At 60.4% G+C, this 15,671-nt stretch carries 10 protein-coding genes and 1 riboswitch; of the genes, 3 read left to right on the top strand and 7 right to left on the bottom strand.

Going from position 1 to position 15,671, the window contains the following annotated elements; all coding sequences use genetic code 11:
• Positions 1-76: 76 nt before the first annotated feature.
• The gene (locus tag ACP7B1_RS00110) at positions 77-313 is read right to left on the bottom strand and encodes an Lrp/AsnC ligand binding domain-containing protein (RefSeq protein ID WP_105733984.1); all 237 of its coding nucleotides are present in this window, start codon (positions 311-313) and stop codon (positions 77-79) included.
• Between the two features lie 105 nt (positions 314-418).
• A riboswitch (glycine riboswitch) is annotated at positions 419-505 on the top strand.
• Between the two features lie 215 nt (positions 506-720).
• On the opposite strand from ACP7B1_RS00110, the gene ACP7B1_RS00105 reads away from it, so the two are divergent.
• The 3 genes from ACP7B1_RS00105 (at position 721) to ACP7B1_RS00095 (ending at position 8,832) form a co-directional block, all read left to right on the top strand.
• A complete protein-coding gene (locus tag ACP7B1_RS00105; RefSeq protein WP_346305270.1) occupies positions 721-1,995 on the top strand; it encodes a D-amino acid dehydrogenase in 1,275 nt (424 codons plus the stop codon).
• Between the two features lie 349 nt (positions 1,996-2,344).
• A complete protein-coding gene (locus ACP7B1_RS00100; protein WP_426136483.1) occupies positions 2,345-4,231 on the top strand; it encodes an autotransporter assembly complex protein TamA in 1,887 nt (628 codons plus the stop codon).
• Entirely contained in the window at positions 4,228-8,832 is a 4,605-nt protein-coding gene (locus ACP7B1_RS00095; RefSeq protein ID WP_426136181.1) for a translocation/assembly module TamB domain-containing protein, read from the top strand. The genes ACP7B1_RS00100 and ACP7B1_RS00095 overlap by 4 nt, the downstream gene beginning before the upstream one ends.
• Positions 8,833-8,871: 39 nt before the next feature.
• Here the strand turns inward: ACP7B1_RS00095 and ACP7B1_RS00090 are convergent, their stop codons facing one another.
• The 6 genes from ACP7B1_RS00090 to ACP7B1_RS00065 all read right to left on the bottom strand — a co-directional run bounded on the left by ACP7B1_RS00090 (position 8,872) and on the right by ACP7B1_RS00065 (position 15,627).
• Positions 8,872-10,209, bottom strand: a complete 1,338-nt coding sequence (locus ACP7B1_RS00090; RefSeq protein WP_346305273.1) for an MFS transporter — start codon at positions 10,207-10,209, stop codon at positions 8,872-8,874.
• 100 nt (positions 10,210-10,309) lie between these two features.
• On the bottom strand, positions 10,310-11,149 hold the full coding sequence (locus tag ACP7B1_RS00085; RefSeq protein WP_346305274.1) for a fumarylacetoacetate hydrolase family protein: 840 nt from the start codon (positions 11,147-11,149) through the stop codon (positions 10,310-10,312).
• 27 nt (positions 11,150-11,176) lie between these two features.
• Positions 11,177-11,929, bottom strand: coding sequence for an SDR family NAD(P)-dependent oxidoreductase (locus ACP7B1_RS00080; protein WP_346305275.1), 753 nt, complete (start codon positions 11,927-11,929; stop codon positions 11,177-11,179).
• A gap of 22 nt (positions 11,930-11,951) precedes the next feature.
• The gene (locus ACP7B1_RS00075) at positions 11,952-13,754 is read right to left on the bottom strand and encodes an IlvD/Edd family dehydratase (RefSeq protein WP_346305276.1); all 1,803 of its coding nucleotides are present in this window, start codon (positions 13,752-13,754) and stop codon (positions 11,952-11,954) included.
• A gap of 32 nt (positions 13,755-13,786) precedes the next feature.
• The gene (locus tag ACP7B1_RS00070; RefSeq protein WP_223614102.1) at positions 13,787-14,686 is read right to left on the bottom strand and encodes a carbohydrate ABC transporter permease; all 900 of its coding nucleotides are present in this window, start codon (positions 14,684-14,686) and stop codon (positions 13,787-13,789) included.
• Positions 14,687-14,700: 14 nt separating this feature from the next.
• Complete coding sequence (locus tag ACP7B1_RS00065; RefSeq protein WP_223614103.1) at positions 14,701-15,627, bottom strand: carbohydrate ABC transporter permease; 927 nt, start codon at positions 15,625-15,627, stop codon at positions 14,701-14,703.
• Between the last annotated feature and the right edge of the window lie 44 nt (positions 15,628-15,671).

Raw genomic sequence — 15,671 nt, 5'->3', positions numbered from 1 at the left:
TTCATTGCATTGATTACATAAGGCAGATACCGGGCGCATGAAACGGGACGTAATGTCTCGCCCCGCCGAGGGCCTGTCAGAACGCGGTGAAGGTCAGCGTTGTCAGCGATCGCGCAATGCCTGATATATCGAGCACGTTGGTGTTAATGAATTTGCCGATATCCTGATCTTCCGGAATGTAGATCTTGGCCAGAAGGTCGAACTCGCCGCTGGTCGAATAAAGCTCCGAGACGATTTCACGCTCGAACAGGGTTTTTGCAACTTCGTATGTCTTGCCGGGTGCGCATTGCAGTTGCAGAAAGACAGGCTTCATAAATTCCTCCGGAAGGCTGGGCGATTTTCAGTCAGCATAATTGCTGCGACGCTTCTTAGCCAGTTGTTCTCGTCTCGCAACTGCGATATATATCCCCGCGTTCGCACAGACTATCTGGGAGAGACCGGTAAAACCGGCGCCGATGGAGCAACCGCCCCGGAAACTCTCAGGCAAAAGGACCAGAATAGTCTAGAACATCTGGAGAGAGGTATGGCTTGAACAGTCGTACCCACCGAAGGAGAAAGCCCTGCCCGGTTGCATGACCGGAAAAAGGCGCCGACGACACGGATGACAAACATCCGGCGGGCGCTCAAAGGGCCAAGCTCTCAGGTTCCGTGACAGATGGGGTTTCGTGCCGTTGTCAACGGCGAAACTGAAACCATGTGTTGCTTGAGGCCCGTTTTATCATGACCCATATCGCCATTATCGGCGCCGGTATCACCGGCGTGACGACTGCCTATGCGCTTGCCCGCCAGGGCTATTCCGTCACCGTGTTCGACCGCAACCGCTATGCGGCCATGGAAACATCCTTCGCCAATGGCGGTCAGCTCTCCGCATCCAATGCGGAGGTGTGGAACAGCTGGTCCACGGTGCTTAAAGGCATGAAGTGGATGCTGCGCAAGGATGCGCCGCTGCTGATGAACCCGAAACCCTCCTGGCACAAATATTCCTGGATGGCGGAATTCGTCATGAACATCCCGCACTACGAAGAAAATACCATCGCCACCACCAGGCTCGCCATTGAAGCGCGCAAGCGCATGTTCGAAATCGCTGCGGATGAAAAGATCGATTTCGACCTGGAAAAGCGCGGGATCCTGCATATTTACCGCTCGAAATATGGTTATGACCACGCCGTCAAGGTCAACAGACTGCTGGAGGCCGGCGGTCTCGATCGCCGCGCCGTCACCAACGAGGAAATCCGCAGCATCGAACCGGCCCTGAACGGTTCCTTCTATGGCGGGTTCTTCACGCCATCCGATTCGACCGGCGATATCCACAAATTCACCCGCGGCCTTGCCGCTGCTGCCATCCGCTATGGCGTGCGCTTCATTGGCGACGCTGATGTGGCGGAGTTGAAGCATGGCACCGGTGGCGTTGTGGTTGCATGGAACAGGGCCTCCGTTGCCGATGCTAAGGCGGAGACGGAGCGTTTTGACGCCATCGTCATCTGCGCCGGCATTGCCAGCCGCAAATTTGCCGCCCAGCTCGGCGACCGCGTCAATATCTATCCGGTCAAGGGATACTCGATCACCGTCAATCTGGACGATGCCGGGAGCCAGGAGTCGGCGCCATGGGTGAGCCTGCTCGACGATGATGCAAAGATCGTCACAAGCCGTCTTGGGGCGGGGCGCCTGCGTGTAGCCGGTACAGCCGAATACAATGGCGAGAACCGCGACATTCGCCACGACCGGGTCAAGCCGCTGGTCGACTGGAGCCGCGACCTGTTCCCGGGCATGGACACGTCCAATGTGGTGCCGTGGGCCGGCCTGCGCCCGATGATGCCGAACATGCTGCCGCGTGTCGGTGCAGGCAGGCGGCCCGGTGTGTTCTACAACACCGGCCATGGTCATCTCGGATGGACGCTTTCTGCCGCGACGGCTGAAATCGTCGCCGGGCACATCAGCGCCGCCATGCCCGTCAATGCCAGCCCGCAGGATGGCTGGCTCGCCGCAGCAGAATAAACCGGTCAAGAGTGCCAGCCGCTCCGGGCAGCCCTTTGCCTTCAAGTGGTCTGGAAGCGAACTATTGCGCGCGGCACATAAAAAGTGATTGGCGTTTAAATGCGCTTGTATCGCGGTTTTGTGGCGATATGGCCACTAATGCCGGGTTGCATGGCCGATCAGGTGCCATTGCGGGTTGGCCAGCTTTTCCCGGCATGTTATCGTTTTCTTAAGCTCGAAGGGCGAATTTTATCAATTGCAGGCAGCGTGCGCACGGTTCCTGCAGTGTATCCTTGTGTTTATTGATGTGTAGGGAATTTGCTGGTTGATGGACTTGAAGCGCCCACAGGCCAGTTGTTTCGGTGCCGCATTGCTGGCCCTTACGGCCCTTGTCTCGCCTGCCCAGGCCTTTGATCTTTTCGGCGTTCATCTCTGGGGTGCCAAGAAGGAGGACGATGCGGATTCGGTCATCGCCGATCCGCAGAGATACACGGTTGAAACCGCTGCTTCGACAAGCGATGAAACCAAGGCGCTCGTGGAGGGCGCATCGAGCCTGTTTGCCGACAAGGACAAGCCTGCCTCCGGTGCGGCGGGACTGCTCGCCAAGGCGCGCGGAGACTACCGCCGCATCCTTGGTGCGCTCTATGCGGACGGCCGCTATGGCGGCACCATCAGCATTCAGGTCGACGGCAAGGAGGCGAGCGATATTCCGCCGGATGCCGTGCTGTCCAAGCCGGCCAAGGTGGTCATTTCAGTCGATCCCGGATCGCAATTCTTGTTTGCGTCGGCCCGGGTCAAGAACATGGCGCCGCCGACGCTCGACCCGAAAGACTTTGTCGAAAGCCCGGAGAAGCAGGGCTACATCGCTGGCGAGATCGCCCGCTCGACAGCCATCGTCAAAGCTGAGCGGCTGGTGGTCGATGCCTGGCGCCAGCAGGGGCATCCAAAAGCCAGGATTGTCAGCCGTGAAGTCATCGCCGACCACGAGACCAACCGGGTTGACGCGACCATCGATGCCGATCCCGGTGCCAAGGCTGGTTTTGGACCGGTGCAGGTCAAGGGCACCGAGCGCATGGACCCGGAATTCGTGGCGTTCATCACCGGCCTGCAGCCGGGACAGGAATACGATCCCGACGAAATCGAGAGAGCCAAGAAACGACTGTCGCGCCTTGAAGTCTTCCGCTCCGCGCGGATCGAGGAAGGCGATGCAATTGATAGCAACGGCCTGCTGCCGATCACCGTGGCGGTGCAGGAACAGAAGTTGCGCCGCTTCGGCGTTGGCGGCAGTTATTCGACGCTGGACGGTCTCGGTCTTGAGACATACTGGCTGCACCGCAACCTCTTCGGCCGGGCGGAACGGCTGCGCATTGACGCCAAGATCGGCGGCATCGGCAGTCAGTCCTACGATCCCTCGGAATACAGCTATCTGCTGGGTGCAAGTTTCACCAAGCCTGGCGTTTATACGCCTGATACCGATTTCATCGCCTCGCTGATTGGCGAGCGCAAGGTGCTCGATGCCTACACGCAGACGTCGATTACGGCCGATGCCGGGTTCACCCAGATTTTCTCCGATGAGCTCTCGGGCAGGCTTACGGCCAATGTTTCCAAATCGCAGTTCAAGGACGATTTCTTCGGCACGCGCGATTTTCTCACCGTCGGTCTGCTGGGCGGCCTCACCTATGACAGCCGCAACAGCAAGGTCGATCCGGCGCGCGGCTATTTTCTGGAAGGGTTGCTGTCGCCATTCTACGAGATCGACCATGGCAACTTCGCCACCAAATTCACGGCGGAGGGCCGCACCTATTTCGGCTTCGGCAAGGACGACCGGTTCGTGCTCGCCAGCCGCCTGAAACTCGGCACGATTGTCGGCGCAGAAATTGCCGAACTGCCTTCGGACCAGTTGTTCTTTGCCGGTGGCGGCGGTTCGGTGCGCGGCTACGCCTATCGCAACATCGGCGTCAATGTCGAGCGCAACGGCACAAGCTATGTGATCGGCGGGCGGTCACTGGTCGAGGGATCCGTGGAGGCGCGCGCCAAGATCACGAACACCATCGGTGCCGTCGGCTTTGTCGATGCGGGCTATGTGGGTGAAGAGTCTTTCCCCGATTTTGCCCAGCAGTTGCGTGTGGGCGTTGGTGCCGGCATTCGTTACAATACGGGCCTTGGCCCGATCCGCCTCGATGTGGCCATGCCGCTCGACCGGCGGACAAACGACCCGAGTTTTGCATTCTACGTTGGTATAGGACAGGCGTTTTGACCCGGATTTTCGCAGTCATATTCCTTCTGCTTTTTGCAGCACCGGCTTTGGCGCAGGATAGCGCCGAGGCGGAAAAGTCCTATTTCCTCAGCTTCGTCGAGGAACAGCTGTCGACGCCCAATCGCCAGATTTCCATTTCCGACATTCAGGGCGTGCTGTCATCGGAAGCCAATATCGGCAGCATCACCATTGCCGACCGTGAAGGAATCTGGCTGCGCATTACCAATGCGAAAATTGTCTGGAGCCGTCTGGCGTTGCTGCGCGGGCGTCTGGATATCAACAGCCTCGGCGCGGAGCGCATCGATGTCATCCGCAAGCCGCTGCCGGACACCAGCAGCCTTCCTTCACCCGAAGCCAAGGGTTTCAGCCTGCCGGAGTTGCCGCTTGCAGTCATCCTGCAGGATTTGCAGGTAGGACGCATTGCCTTCGGCGACAGTATTTTCGGGTTGAAGTCGGAAATCTCTCTGGCCGGTAGCCTGACGCTCGATGGCGGCTCCCTGGATTCGAACCTCAAGGTGCAGCGCCTTGACGGCCCGGGCGGTACCTTTGCGATCAAGGCGGCCTACGCCAAGGAAAGCCAGAAGCTCGACCTGGATCTGTCGCTCAATGAACCGCAGAACGGTATTGCCGCCAATCTTCTCAATATTGAAGGCAGGCCGCCGGTTGCGCTTTCGCTGAAGGGATCGGGCCCGCTCAGCGATATTGCCTTGCAGTTGACGCTCGATGCCGCGGGCAAGCGCGTTCTCACCGGCAGCACGCAGATCAACCGTCAGGGCGAGGGACTTGCGTTCAAGACAACCGTCGATGGCGCGATCGCCATGCTGGTTCCGCCGCTCTTCCGGGATTTCTTCGGCAACGATACCGCGCTGGCGGTCAATGGCGTGGTGCGCGATGCTGGTGGTGTTTCGCTTGACCGGTTGAACATCAAGAGCGCTGCCCTTGCGGTCGATGCGACAGCCGATACAACCAACGATGGATTTTTGCGCCGCCTGAAGGTGGATGCCTCGATTGCCGATCCCAGCGGCAAGAAGGTCATTTTGCCGGTTGCGGGCGGCCAGACAACCGTCGACAAGGCTGTGCTGGCGGTTGCGTTCGGGGCAAGTGCCGGCAATGACTGGTCGAGCACGCTTGACGTCACCAACCTCACCACCAACAATTTTGCCGCCAAAACGGTCAATCTCGTTGCCAAAGGCCTGGCGGAAAATCTCGACAACCCGGCCGCCCGTTCCTTGAGCTATGATGTGAACGGCAATGTCTCCGGCATCACGGCCAAGCGCGCCGATATCGCCAAGGCACTGGGCGACCTGATCCAGCTGAAGATCAACGGCGACTGGAAGGCCGGTACGCCGGTCAATCTCAAACAGGCGCTGGTTGCCGCCAACGGCTTCAGCACGGCGCTGGCCGGTACCATCGACAAGTTCATCTATAACGGCGATATCCTGGTCAAGGCGTCGAGCATCGCACCGTTTTCCGAACTTGCCGGACGCGATCTCGCCGGCGCGCTCGATCTGAAGGCCAATGGTGCTGTCGAAGCGCTGACCGGTGGCTTCAATCTGATGCTGGATGGCCATGCAACCGGCATGACGCTTGGCATTGATGCGGCGGATCGCGTGCTTGAGGGCGAAACCCGTATCACCGGCGGGCTTGCGCGCGGCGAAGCGGGTCTGAGCGCCAGGAATTTCCGGGTCGAAAACCCGCAGACGCTGGTGACTGCCAATGGCACCTTTGCCACGGGCGCTGCCAATTTCGATTTCGGTCTCGATCTCACCAACCTCGCGCTCCTGTCGGAAAAGACCAGCGGCGCGCTCAAGGTCAAGGGCAGCGCGCGCGGCAGTGAGGGCATCATAGCTCTTGCCTTCAATGCCGGGGTTCCGGATGGCAAACTTTCCGGGCGCAAGCTCAGCGAAGGCGCGTTCTCCTTCAACGGACTTCTGCTCAAGGACGCGCTGGACGGCAAGGTATCCGGTCTGGCGTTCCTCGACGGCGTGCGGGCCGATCTTGCCACGGAACTTGCCCTGCACAAGGACGAAAAACGCCTGAGCAATATCCAGTTCATTGCCGGCGGCACGCGGCTGCGCGGTGATGTCACCCAGGACAAGAAGGGGCTGCTTCAGGGCAACCTGACCCTCGCGTCCAGCGATGTGTCGACGGCCGCAGCCCTGTTCCTCGTGGAGGCGACCGGCAAGGCGAACGCCGCCATTGCGCTGAGCCATGATGAGGAGAGCCAGAACATCGACATCAAGGGCGATATTGACGGGCTGAAGGCCAACAATGTCATCGTCGGCAAGGCGGCGATTGTGCTGGCCGCCCAGAACATCTTCAAGGTTCCGTCCGCCAACGGCACGATCACGGCCACCACGGTTTCGGCCGGTGGTGTCGATATCTCAACCCTCGATGCCCAGGCCGCGCAACAGGGCAAGACCACCGATTTCAAGCTGAACGCCGCGCTGAAAAATGGTGCGAAGACATCCGTTGGCGGTTCGCTCCAACCGACGGAAAAGGGCTTTCTCCTGTCGCTCGCCAATGCGGACTTGACCCGTGGCGCGCTTGCCGCCCGGCTGGTCCAGCCGGCCGCCATCAATGTCGCCGGCAGCAATGTTTCCTTCGGTGATATCATTCTGGATATCGGCAAGGGCAAGGTCACGATCCGCGGCGATGTCGCCGAGAAGCTGGACCTTGCCGTTGCCATCGAAAAGCTGCCGCTTGATGTCGCCAATGCGGTCAAGCCCGATCTGGGACTGGGCGGTGAAGTCAATGGCACCGCCAGGATCGGCGGCACGCGCGACAAGCCCGACGTGAACTTCAATGTGCAGGCCCGTGCGATCACCGCCGCCGTGCTGAAAAAGGCCGGACTGGACGGCCTCAATCTGGACGCCAAGGGCACATCGACCACCGATCAGCTCAATGTCGATGCGCGCCTGACTGGTGCAAACGGGCTCGATGCATCGGCCAAAGGCTCGGTCCCACTGACACCGGGACAGCTTGCCGTCGATCTGACACTCGGCAACCTGCCGTTGCGCGCTCTGAATGGCGTCGTCAAGGATCAGAACCTGGCAGGCAACGTCACCGGCAGGGGCCGCATCACCGGCACACTGCAAAAGCCCAATGCGGAGTTTGACCTGAAGGGGTCGGGCCTGTCCGCCAAGCCTTTGCAGGACGCCGGTCTGTCGCCGTTGCAGCTGACCGCCGCCGGCCGCTTTGCCAATGATACGTTGACGCTGACCTCGGCCAAGGCTGACGGGCCGCAGGGTTTCACCGTGTCGGCCAATGGCAATGTGCCGGTTTCCGGAAACGGGCTTGGCATCAATGTAACGGGCAATATCCCGTTGTCCCTGGCCAACCGCTTCCTTGCCGATCGCGGCACGCAGGCAAAAGGCAATATTGACGTCACCGCATCCGTCTCCGGCAGCTTCCAGCAGCCGCTGATCCGCGGCATGTTCTCGGCCAATGGTGCCGAAGTGGTCGATCCGGAAACCAATCTGCGGCTGCAGCGCATTACCCTGCTTGGCAGCATGGAAGGACAGACCGTCACCATCCGCACACTCAATGCCGGGCTTTCCACCGGCGGTACCGTCAGCGCCACGGGTACCATCTCCACCGATGCAGCGGCCAATTTCCCCGCCAACATCCAGATCAAACTCGACAAGGCCCGCTATGCCGACGGCAATCTTGTTGTTGCCACGCTGACCGGTGCGCTCGGCGTCAACGGCCCCTTGACGCGCGATCCGGTGATTTCCGGCAACATCAATGTCGACCGTGCGGAAATCAGCGTTCCCGAAAGCTTTGGCGGTTCGTCGGCGGTCATCGACGTCAAGCACAAGAAGACGCCGAAGGCCGTCGCCACGACGCTGAAGCGCGCCAAGGCCGACCAGCCCGCCACGGCAACACCCACCGCACGGCCCAGTGTGGTGCGGCTCGATATCAATGTGACAGCGCCCAACAAAATCTTCGTGCGCGGTCGGGGTCTGGATACGGAAATTGGCGGCTCGGTGCGGCTGACTGGCCCCGCAACCGATATCCAGCCGGTCGGTGCGTTCGACCTGGTGCGCGGGCGCCTTGAAATTCTCGGGCAGCGTATCACCTTCACCGAAGGCCAGGTCACGCTGGTCGGGGACCTCAACCCGGAACTCAATTTCGTCGCGAGCACCCAGAGCAGCGACATTACGGTCAATGTCACGGTCAAGGGGCGGGTATCCGATCTGCAGATCGCGTTCTCGTCGCAGCCGGAATTGCCGCAGGACGAGGTCCTCGCCCGCCTGATCTTCAACCGTTCCATCAGTGAATTGTCGCCATTGCAGATTGCGCGGCTGGCAGCCGCCGCGGCGGAACTAGCCGGCGGATCGAACTCATCCCTGCTCGACAGCCTGCGCAAGGGCACCGGCCTCGACGATCTCGATGTGACGACGGACAGCGAAGGCAATGCCGGTGTCAAGGCCGGGCGCTATATCCGCGACAATGTCTATCTTGGCGTGGAAGCAGGCGCCGGCGGCAAGACCAAGGGCACGATCAATCTCGACGTGACGCCGCAGCTGAAGGCCAAGGGCTCCGTCGGCAGCGATGGCGACTCCGGCGCCGGTGTGTTCTTCGAAAGAGATTATTGAGCGGTGCTGCGGGGACGGAGGGGGATGTCCTTCTCCGTCTCAGGTTCTTGGCGGAAGCACGGGCAACGGTTCTGCGCGGCCGACCACAAAGGCATAGGTGAAAGCGCCGACAAGCGCCATGAGGGCTGCCATGGCGAAGGAGGGCGTATAGTTGCCGTGGAAACGGTCAAGCAGTGCGCCGAACAGGAACGGGCTGATAATGCCGGCAATGTTCGAGGCAAAATTCTGGATACCGCCGATGGATGCGACGTGATGGGAACTGGGCGCCACATCGGCGGGCAGGGACCAGATGGCCGTGGCGGCTACGGCGAGGCTGCTGTAGGAAATCGCCAGGAAGATGAGTGCCATGTAAAGCGATGAGACCAGTGCCGCCGGGAGAATGGCCGCGCCGCCCAGCAGGCCTCCGACCATGATGAGCTTGCGAATGGCCGTGACGTCGGCACCGCCGCGGATCGCCCGGTCCGCCCAGGCGCCTGCGCTCCATGCGGCGACCACCGCGGTCAGGCCCGGAATCATGCCGAATGTACCGAGCTCCGCCAGGTTGAGGCCACGGGCATTCTTCAGATAGTCCGGAAACCAGGTGAGGAAGAAATAGATGACGAAGTTCAGGCAGAAAAATCCGATCATCATGCCCCAGATGGTGCGGTAGCGGAAAAGGTCGATCCAGCGAATCTTGACCGCTTCCGCATCGTCGGTTGCATCGGTGCGCCCGCCATTGTCGGTGATGTACTGACGCTCGAGATCATTGGCGCCGGTGTGTTCTGCCGGATCGCGATACATCACATACCAGAAGAAGGCCCAGACAAGGCCGAGTGCGCCGAGGATGGCAAAGGAATAGTGCCAGGTGGTCAGGGCGATAATTCCCGTAACGATAGGCAAGGCAAGCACCGTGCCGACACGTGAACCGGAATCGATCACTGCCGTGGCGAAGGCCCGCTCGCTCTTGGGGAACCAGCGGGAGGCTGCCTTGGTTGCGCTGGGATAGGCCGGGGCCTCACCGGCGCCCAGGGCAAAGCGCACGGCGAAAAAACCCCAGAAACTGGTGGCCAGCGGTGTCAGCGCCGTAAAGATCGACCACCAGACCGCCGCGATGGTGAATGACCGGCGTGAACCGACCTTGTCGGTGAACCAGCCGGCAATGAGCATCATCCCGTCATAGGCCCAGAAGAAGGCGCCGAAGATCAGACCCTTTTCCGCATTGGTCAGCTGAAGATTGAGTTCGGCATCGATATAGGGCAGTGCCACGCTCAGATTGGCCCGGTCGAGGTAATTCATCGTTATGCCAAGAAAGCACATGGCAAGAATGATGTAGCGGACCTTGCTGGCGCCCGCCGGCGCCTTTTGCGGCGGATGGGCAGATGACGTTGCGATGCTCATGAATGGACCTCCCAGTACCGTTCGGACGCTGCGCAACGCCCATGAAACCGCGCCGTCATCCGGCGCGGTGATTCTCATAGTAAGGAAAACCGGCTCCTTGTCAGCCCTGAACCACGGTCTGCTTCTGCTCGCCCAACCCCTCGATGCCCAGTGTCATGACATCTCCGGCCTTCAGGAAGATATTGGGTTTCTGGCCAAGGCCGACACCGGGCGGCGTGCCGGTCGAGATGATGTCGCCGGGATGCAGGCTCATGAACTGCGACAGGTAGGAAACGAGATACTTGACCCCGTAGACCATCGTTTCGGTCGAGCCGTTCTGATAGCGGTGGCCATTGACCTCCAGCCACATTTTCAGCTTTTGCGGATCAGCCACTTCATCTTTCGTCACCAGCCACGGGCCGGTGGGACCAAATGTGTCGCAGCTTTTGCCCTTGGTCCACTGCCCCTGGCGTTCGGCCTGGAAGGCCCGCTCCGACACGTCGTTGATCAGGCAATAACCCGCCACATGGTCGAGCGCCTCGTTTTCGCTGACATATTTGGCGTGCTTGCCGATGACCACGCCGAGCTCGACTTCCCAGTCTGTCTTCAGCGAGCCGCGCGGAATTTCCACATCGTCATTCGGGCCGACAATGGCCGAGGTCGCCTTCATGAAGATGATCGGCTCCGGCGGCACGGTTGCGCCGGTTTCCGCCGCATGGTCGGAATAGTTGAGGCCGATGCAGATGAACTTGCCGGTTCCCGCGACGCAGGGACCGTAACGGTCGACGGCGACCTCGGGCAGCGAGGCTGGATCAATGGCTGCAAGCTTCTTCAGCCCTGCGGGTGAGATCGCTTCACCGGCGATATCCCCGACATGAGCCGAGAGATCGCGAACCTTGCCATCCTTGTCGACAAGCCCGGGCTTTTCCTGACCGGCAGGACCGTAACGCACGAGTTTCATGGAGTAACCTTTCTGATTGGGAGGGGATCAATAGGTGGCGCGGCCACCGGAAATGTCGAAAACGGCACCCGTCGTGAACGAGCATTCCTCGCTGGCGATCCAGCTGATCAGGGATGCCAGTTCATCGACGGTACCAAACCGCTGCATGGGTATTTTCGACAGCATGTAGTCGATGAATTCGGGTTTGAGCTGCTGCAGGATCGGCGTATCGACGGTGGCTGGCGTAATGGCATTGACGGTGATGCCGTCATGCACCAGCTCCTTGCCGAGCGATTTCGTCAGGCCGATCACCGCCGCCTTCGACGCGCTATAGGCCGAGGCGTTCGGATTGCCTTCCTTGCCGGCAATGGACGCAACATTGACGATGCGGCCATAGCCGTTCTTCTGCATGAACGGCACGACGAAGCGGTTGCAGTAGAACAGGCCGTTGAGGTTGATATCGAACACCCGTTTCCACTGATCGATCGGATAATCCGCCACCTTGGCGTTCGGCCCGGTGATCCCGGCCGAACAGATGAGGATATCGATCCTGCCGGTGCTGGCGGCGGTGTCCTGCGCCGCCTTTTCCACCTGCGCCGGGTCGGAAACATCGAGCGCCAGCCCGTGCGCGCCCTCACCGAGCCTGGCTTTTGCTTCCTCGATCCGTGCTGCATCGACGTCCCAGAGGCTGACCGTGCCGCCCTCCGACACGATCCGCTCCGCCGTCCTGTAGCCTATGCCGGAAGCACCGCCGGTAATGACCGCATGCCGCCCCTCATAGCGCCTGATGGTGTTCGCCATGTTCCCTCCCGAACGGTTGGCCTCAGTGATTGTCGCGCGGCAATCCCTTGGTCTGGGCAATGCGCTGGAAATCGACCGCCGGTTTCAGAACCATGCCCTGCGCCAGTTGATCGACCATGCCGCGCTGGATTTCCTGCCATGGCGTCTGGCTGGCCGGATATTTGTAGCCGCCCGCTGCCAAAAGGTCGTCCCGGCGCTTTTGCAGTTCCTCGTCATCGATGAGGATGTTGGCGGTGCCTTTGCGCAGGTCAATGCGCAGGTGGTCGCCGGAGCGCACCAGTGCCAAGCCGCCATTGACCGCCGCCTCGGGCGAAGCATTGAGGATGGACGGCGAACCTGACGTACCGGACTGCCGGCCGTCGCCGAGGCATGGCAACGCGTGGATGCCTTTCTTCAGCAGATAGCCCGGGGGCTGCATGTTGACCACTTCGGCCGCGCCGGGATAGCCGATGGGGCCGGTACCACGCATGATCAGAATGCTGTTCTCGTCGAGGCCAAGTTTCGGATCGTCGATCCGCGCATGGTAATCTTCCGGACCTTCGAACACTTCCGCGATGCCTTCGAACGCTTCCGGATCGTCCGGATCGGAAAGATAGCGCTCGCGGAATTCGTCGGAAATCACGCTGGTTTTCATGATGGCGCTGTCGAAGAGGTTGCCCTTGAGATTGATGAATCCGGCCTTCTTCTTCAGTGGTGTCTCGTAGGGACGAATGACGTCGGTGTTGAGATTTTCCACGCCCTCGCAATTGGTGCCGATGCTCTTGCCGTTGACCGTCAGTGCCGATGGGTGCGGCAGTCGCTTCGCCTTGAGCAGTTCCGCCACGACGGCAGGCACGCCGCCTGCGCGGTGGTAATCCTCGCCAAGATATTCCCCTGCAGGCTGCAGGTTGACCAGCAGCGGCACGTCATGACCGATGGTCTGCCAGTCATCATTGTCGAGCGCGATATCGAGATGGCGGGCAATCGCGTTCAGATGGATCGGCGCATTGGTCGAACCGCCGATGGCCGAGTTGATGACGATCGCATTCTCAAAGGCTTCGCGCGTCATGATATCGGAAGGCTTCAGGTCCTCGCGCACCATATCGACAATGCGCTTGCCGGTATCATAGGCGATCTGGCCGCGTTCACGGTACGGTGCCGGGATGGCAGCGCCGCCGGGCAGTTCCATGCCGAGTGCTTCGGCCAGCGAATTCATCGTGGTCGCAGTACCCATGGTGTTGCAGTAGCCGACGGACGGTGCCGACGACGCCACAATATCCATGAACTCGTCGTAGTTGATTTCACCTGAAGTCAGCTTTTCGCGCGATTTCCAGACGATGGTGCCGGAGCCGGTGCGCTCGCCGCGGTGCCAGCCGTTCAGCATGGGCCCGACGGAGAGGGCGATGGCGGGAATGTTCACCGTGGCGGCGCCCATCAGCATGGCTGGTGTGGTCTTGTCGCAGCCGATGGTCAGCACGACGCCGTCAAGCGGATAACCGAAGAGGACTTCCACCAGCCCGAGATAGGCAAGGTTGCGGTCGAGCGCCGCGCCGGGACGCTTGCCGGTTTCCTGAATGGGATGAACCGGAAACTCGAACGGGATACCGCCCGCCGCGATGATGCCGTCGCGCACCCGCTTGGCCAATTCGATGTGATGGCGGTTGCAGGGTGAAAGGTCCGAGCCGGTCTGGGCGATGCCGATGATCGGCTTGCCCGACTGCAATTCCGCCCGTGTCAGGCCGTAGTTGAGATAACGCTCGAGATAGAGCGCCGTCATCCCCGGGTTGTCAGGATTGTCGAACCATTCCTGCGAGCGAAGCTTTTTCGGGGTTTTGTTGGTGGTCATGAAAGCAACTCCTGGATGGGGGCACGCCCCAATTACTCTTTGACCGCACCGGTCATCGAGGACACGTAATAATCGACAAAGAATGAGTAGAGGATGACGACGGGCAGCGAGCCAAACAGCGCCCCTGCCATCAGCGAACCCCACTCGAAAACATCCCCTCGCACCAGCTCCGTCAGGACACCGACCGGGACAGTCTTGTTCTCCGAGGATTGGATAAAGGTCAGCGCATAGATGAACTCATTCCACGACAAAGTGAAGGCGAAAATGCCGGCAGAGATCAGTCCTGGCACCGCCAGCGGCAATATGACCCTGACGAGGATTTGCCAGCGCGATGCGCCGTCCACCAGCGCGCTTTCTTCCAGCTCGAACGGGATCGAACGGAAGTAGCCCATGAGCAGCCAGGTGCAGAACGGAATGAGGAAAGTGGGGTAGGTGAAGATCAGCGCCAGCTTGCTGTCATAGATGCCGAACTTGAAGACGATCACCGCCAGCGGGATGAACAGGATGGAAGGTGGCACGAGATAGGCAAGGAAGATCAGGAGCCCGACGGAACGCGAGCCCTTGAAACGGATGCGCTCGATGGCATAGGCGGCAAAGACCGAAGCTGCAAGCGACAGCACGGTCGCGCAGACCGAGACGACGAGCGTGTTCCACAGCCAGCCGGGGTAGGAGGTCTCGAACAGGAGATATTTGATATGGTCGAGTGTCGGCCCGACCACCCAGAACGGGCTGTAATTGTTGTAGTCCGTCAGCTGCGAGTTGGGTTTCACCGCCGTGATTGCCATCCAGTAGAACGGGAACAGCAACACGATGATGAAAACGGCCAGCGGCAGATAGAGCACGACGATGCGCCGCGGCAGCCGGTTGAGATAGCTCATGCCCTGCGCGTCGTCGGTGAGTGGCGCCGTGGCGGTCTGTTCGGAAATGCTCATGGTCGTTCTCCCCCTTAATCCTGTCCGCCCTGCTGCCATTTCCGGCGCTGCAGGCCGAAGAATGAGAACAGGATCGAGGCGAGCAGGAACGGGATCATGGCGACGGCAATCGCCGCGCCTTCGCCGAGCTGCCCGCCGGGGATGCCCCGCTGGAATGAAAGCGTGGCCATGAGGTGGGTGGCATTGACCGGCCCGCCCTTGGTCAGCACGTAGATCAGCTGGAAATCGGTGAAGGTGAAGAGCACCGAGAAGGTCATCACCACGGCGATGATGGGGGTAAGCATGGGCAGGGTGATGAAGCGGAACCGCTGCCAGCCGGTCGCGCCATCGAGCGAGGCCGCCTCGTGCAGCGATTGCGGAATGGTCTGCAGGCCCGCGAGCAGCGAAATGGCAACGAAGGGAATGCCGCGCCAGACATTGGCAGCGATGACCGATGCCCGCGCATTGTTGGGGTCACCGAGGAAGTTGATGGGCGTATCGATCAGGCCGAGCTTGATCAGCGACCAGGAAATGATCGAAAACTGCGCATCGTAAATCCACCAGAAAGCCAGCGCCGACAGCACCGTCGGGACAACCCATGGCAGCAGGATAATGGCGCGGAAGAATGACTTGAACGGCAGGTTTTCATTGAGGATCAGCGCGAGCCACAGGCCCAGCGCGAACTTCAGGACCGATGCGATAAAGGTATAGAGAACCGTATTGTAGACCGTCATCCAGAACACGGAATCGTTGGCAAGCGCTATGTAATTGTCGAGACCGATGAAAACCCCATCCCTGCCGATCTTGGCATCGGTGAAGCCAAGCCAGACACCAAGGCCGAGCGGATAGGTCAGGAAGCACAGCAGGAACACCGCCGCCGGCAACAGGAACATGAAACCCAGGAACGTATTGTTCCGGGTCAGCGCGCCGAGCGCTGAAGGTGGCTTTGTTGTTGCTGTCATAAGGAATACCCCCCTCTGGGCTGCCGCCCATCTCCCCCACAAGG

Source organism: Phyllobacterium sp. SL163 (assembly GCF_049896885.1).
GTDB lineage: Bacteria > Pseudomonadota > Alphaproteobacteria > Rhizobiales > Rhizobiaceae > Phyllobacterium > Phyllobacterium calauticae.
Note: the sequence above shows the minus strand (reverse complement) of the source record. Positions and strands in the feature narration are given on the sequence as shown.

Excerpts from the sequence above, each read along its gene's own strand:
- ACP7B1_RS00070 (WP_223614102.1), bottom strand. The coding sequence starts at position 14,686 with ATGAGCATTTCCGAACAGACCGCCACGGCGCCACTCACCGACGACGCG.
- ACP7B1_RS00065 (WP_223614103.1), bottom strand. The coding sequence starts at position 15,627 with ATGACAGCAACAACAAAGCCACCTTCAGCGCTCGGCGCGCTGACCCGG.
- ACP7B1_RS00085 (WP_346305274.1), bottom strand. The coding sequence starts at position 11,149 with ATGAAACTCGTGCGTTACGGTCCTGCCGGTCAGGAAAAGCCCGGGCTT.
- ACP7B1_RS00080 (WP_346305275.1), bottom strand. The coding sequence starts at position 11,929 with ATGGCGAACACCATCAGGCGCTATGAGGGGCGGCATGCGGTCATTACC.
- ACP7B1_RS00075 (WP_346305276.1), bottom strand. The coding sequence starts at position 13,754 with ATGACCACCAACAAAACCCCGAAAAAGCTTCGCTCGCAGGAATGGTTC.
- ACP7B1_RS00110 (WP_105733984.1), bottom strand. The coding sequence starts at position 313 with ATGAAGCCTGTCTTTCTGCAACTGCAATGCGCACCCGGCAAGACATAC.
- ACP7B1_RS00090 (WP_346305273.1), bottom strand. The coding sequence starts at position 10,209 with ATGAGCATCGCAACGTCATCTGCCCATCCGCCGCAAAAGGCGCCGGCG.
- ACP7B1_RS00105 (WP_346305270.1), top strand. The coding sequence starts at position 721 with ATGACCCATATCGCCATTATCGGCGCCGGTATCACCGGCGTGACGACT.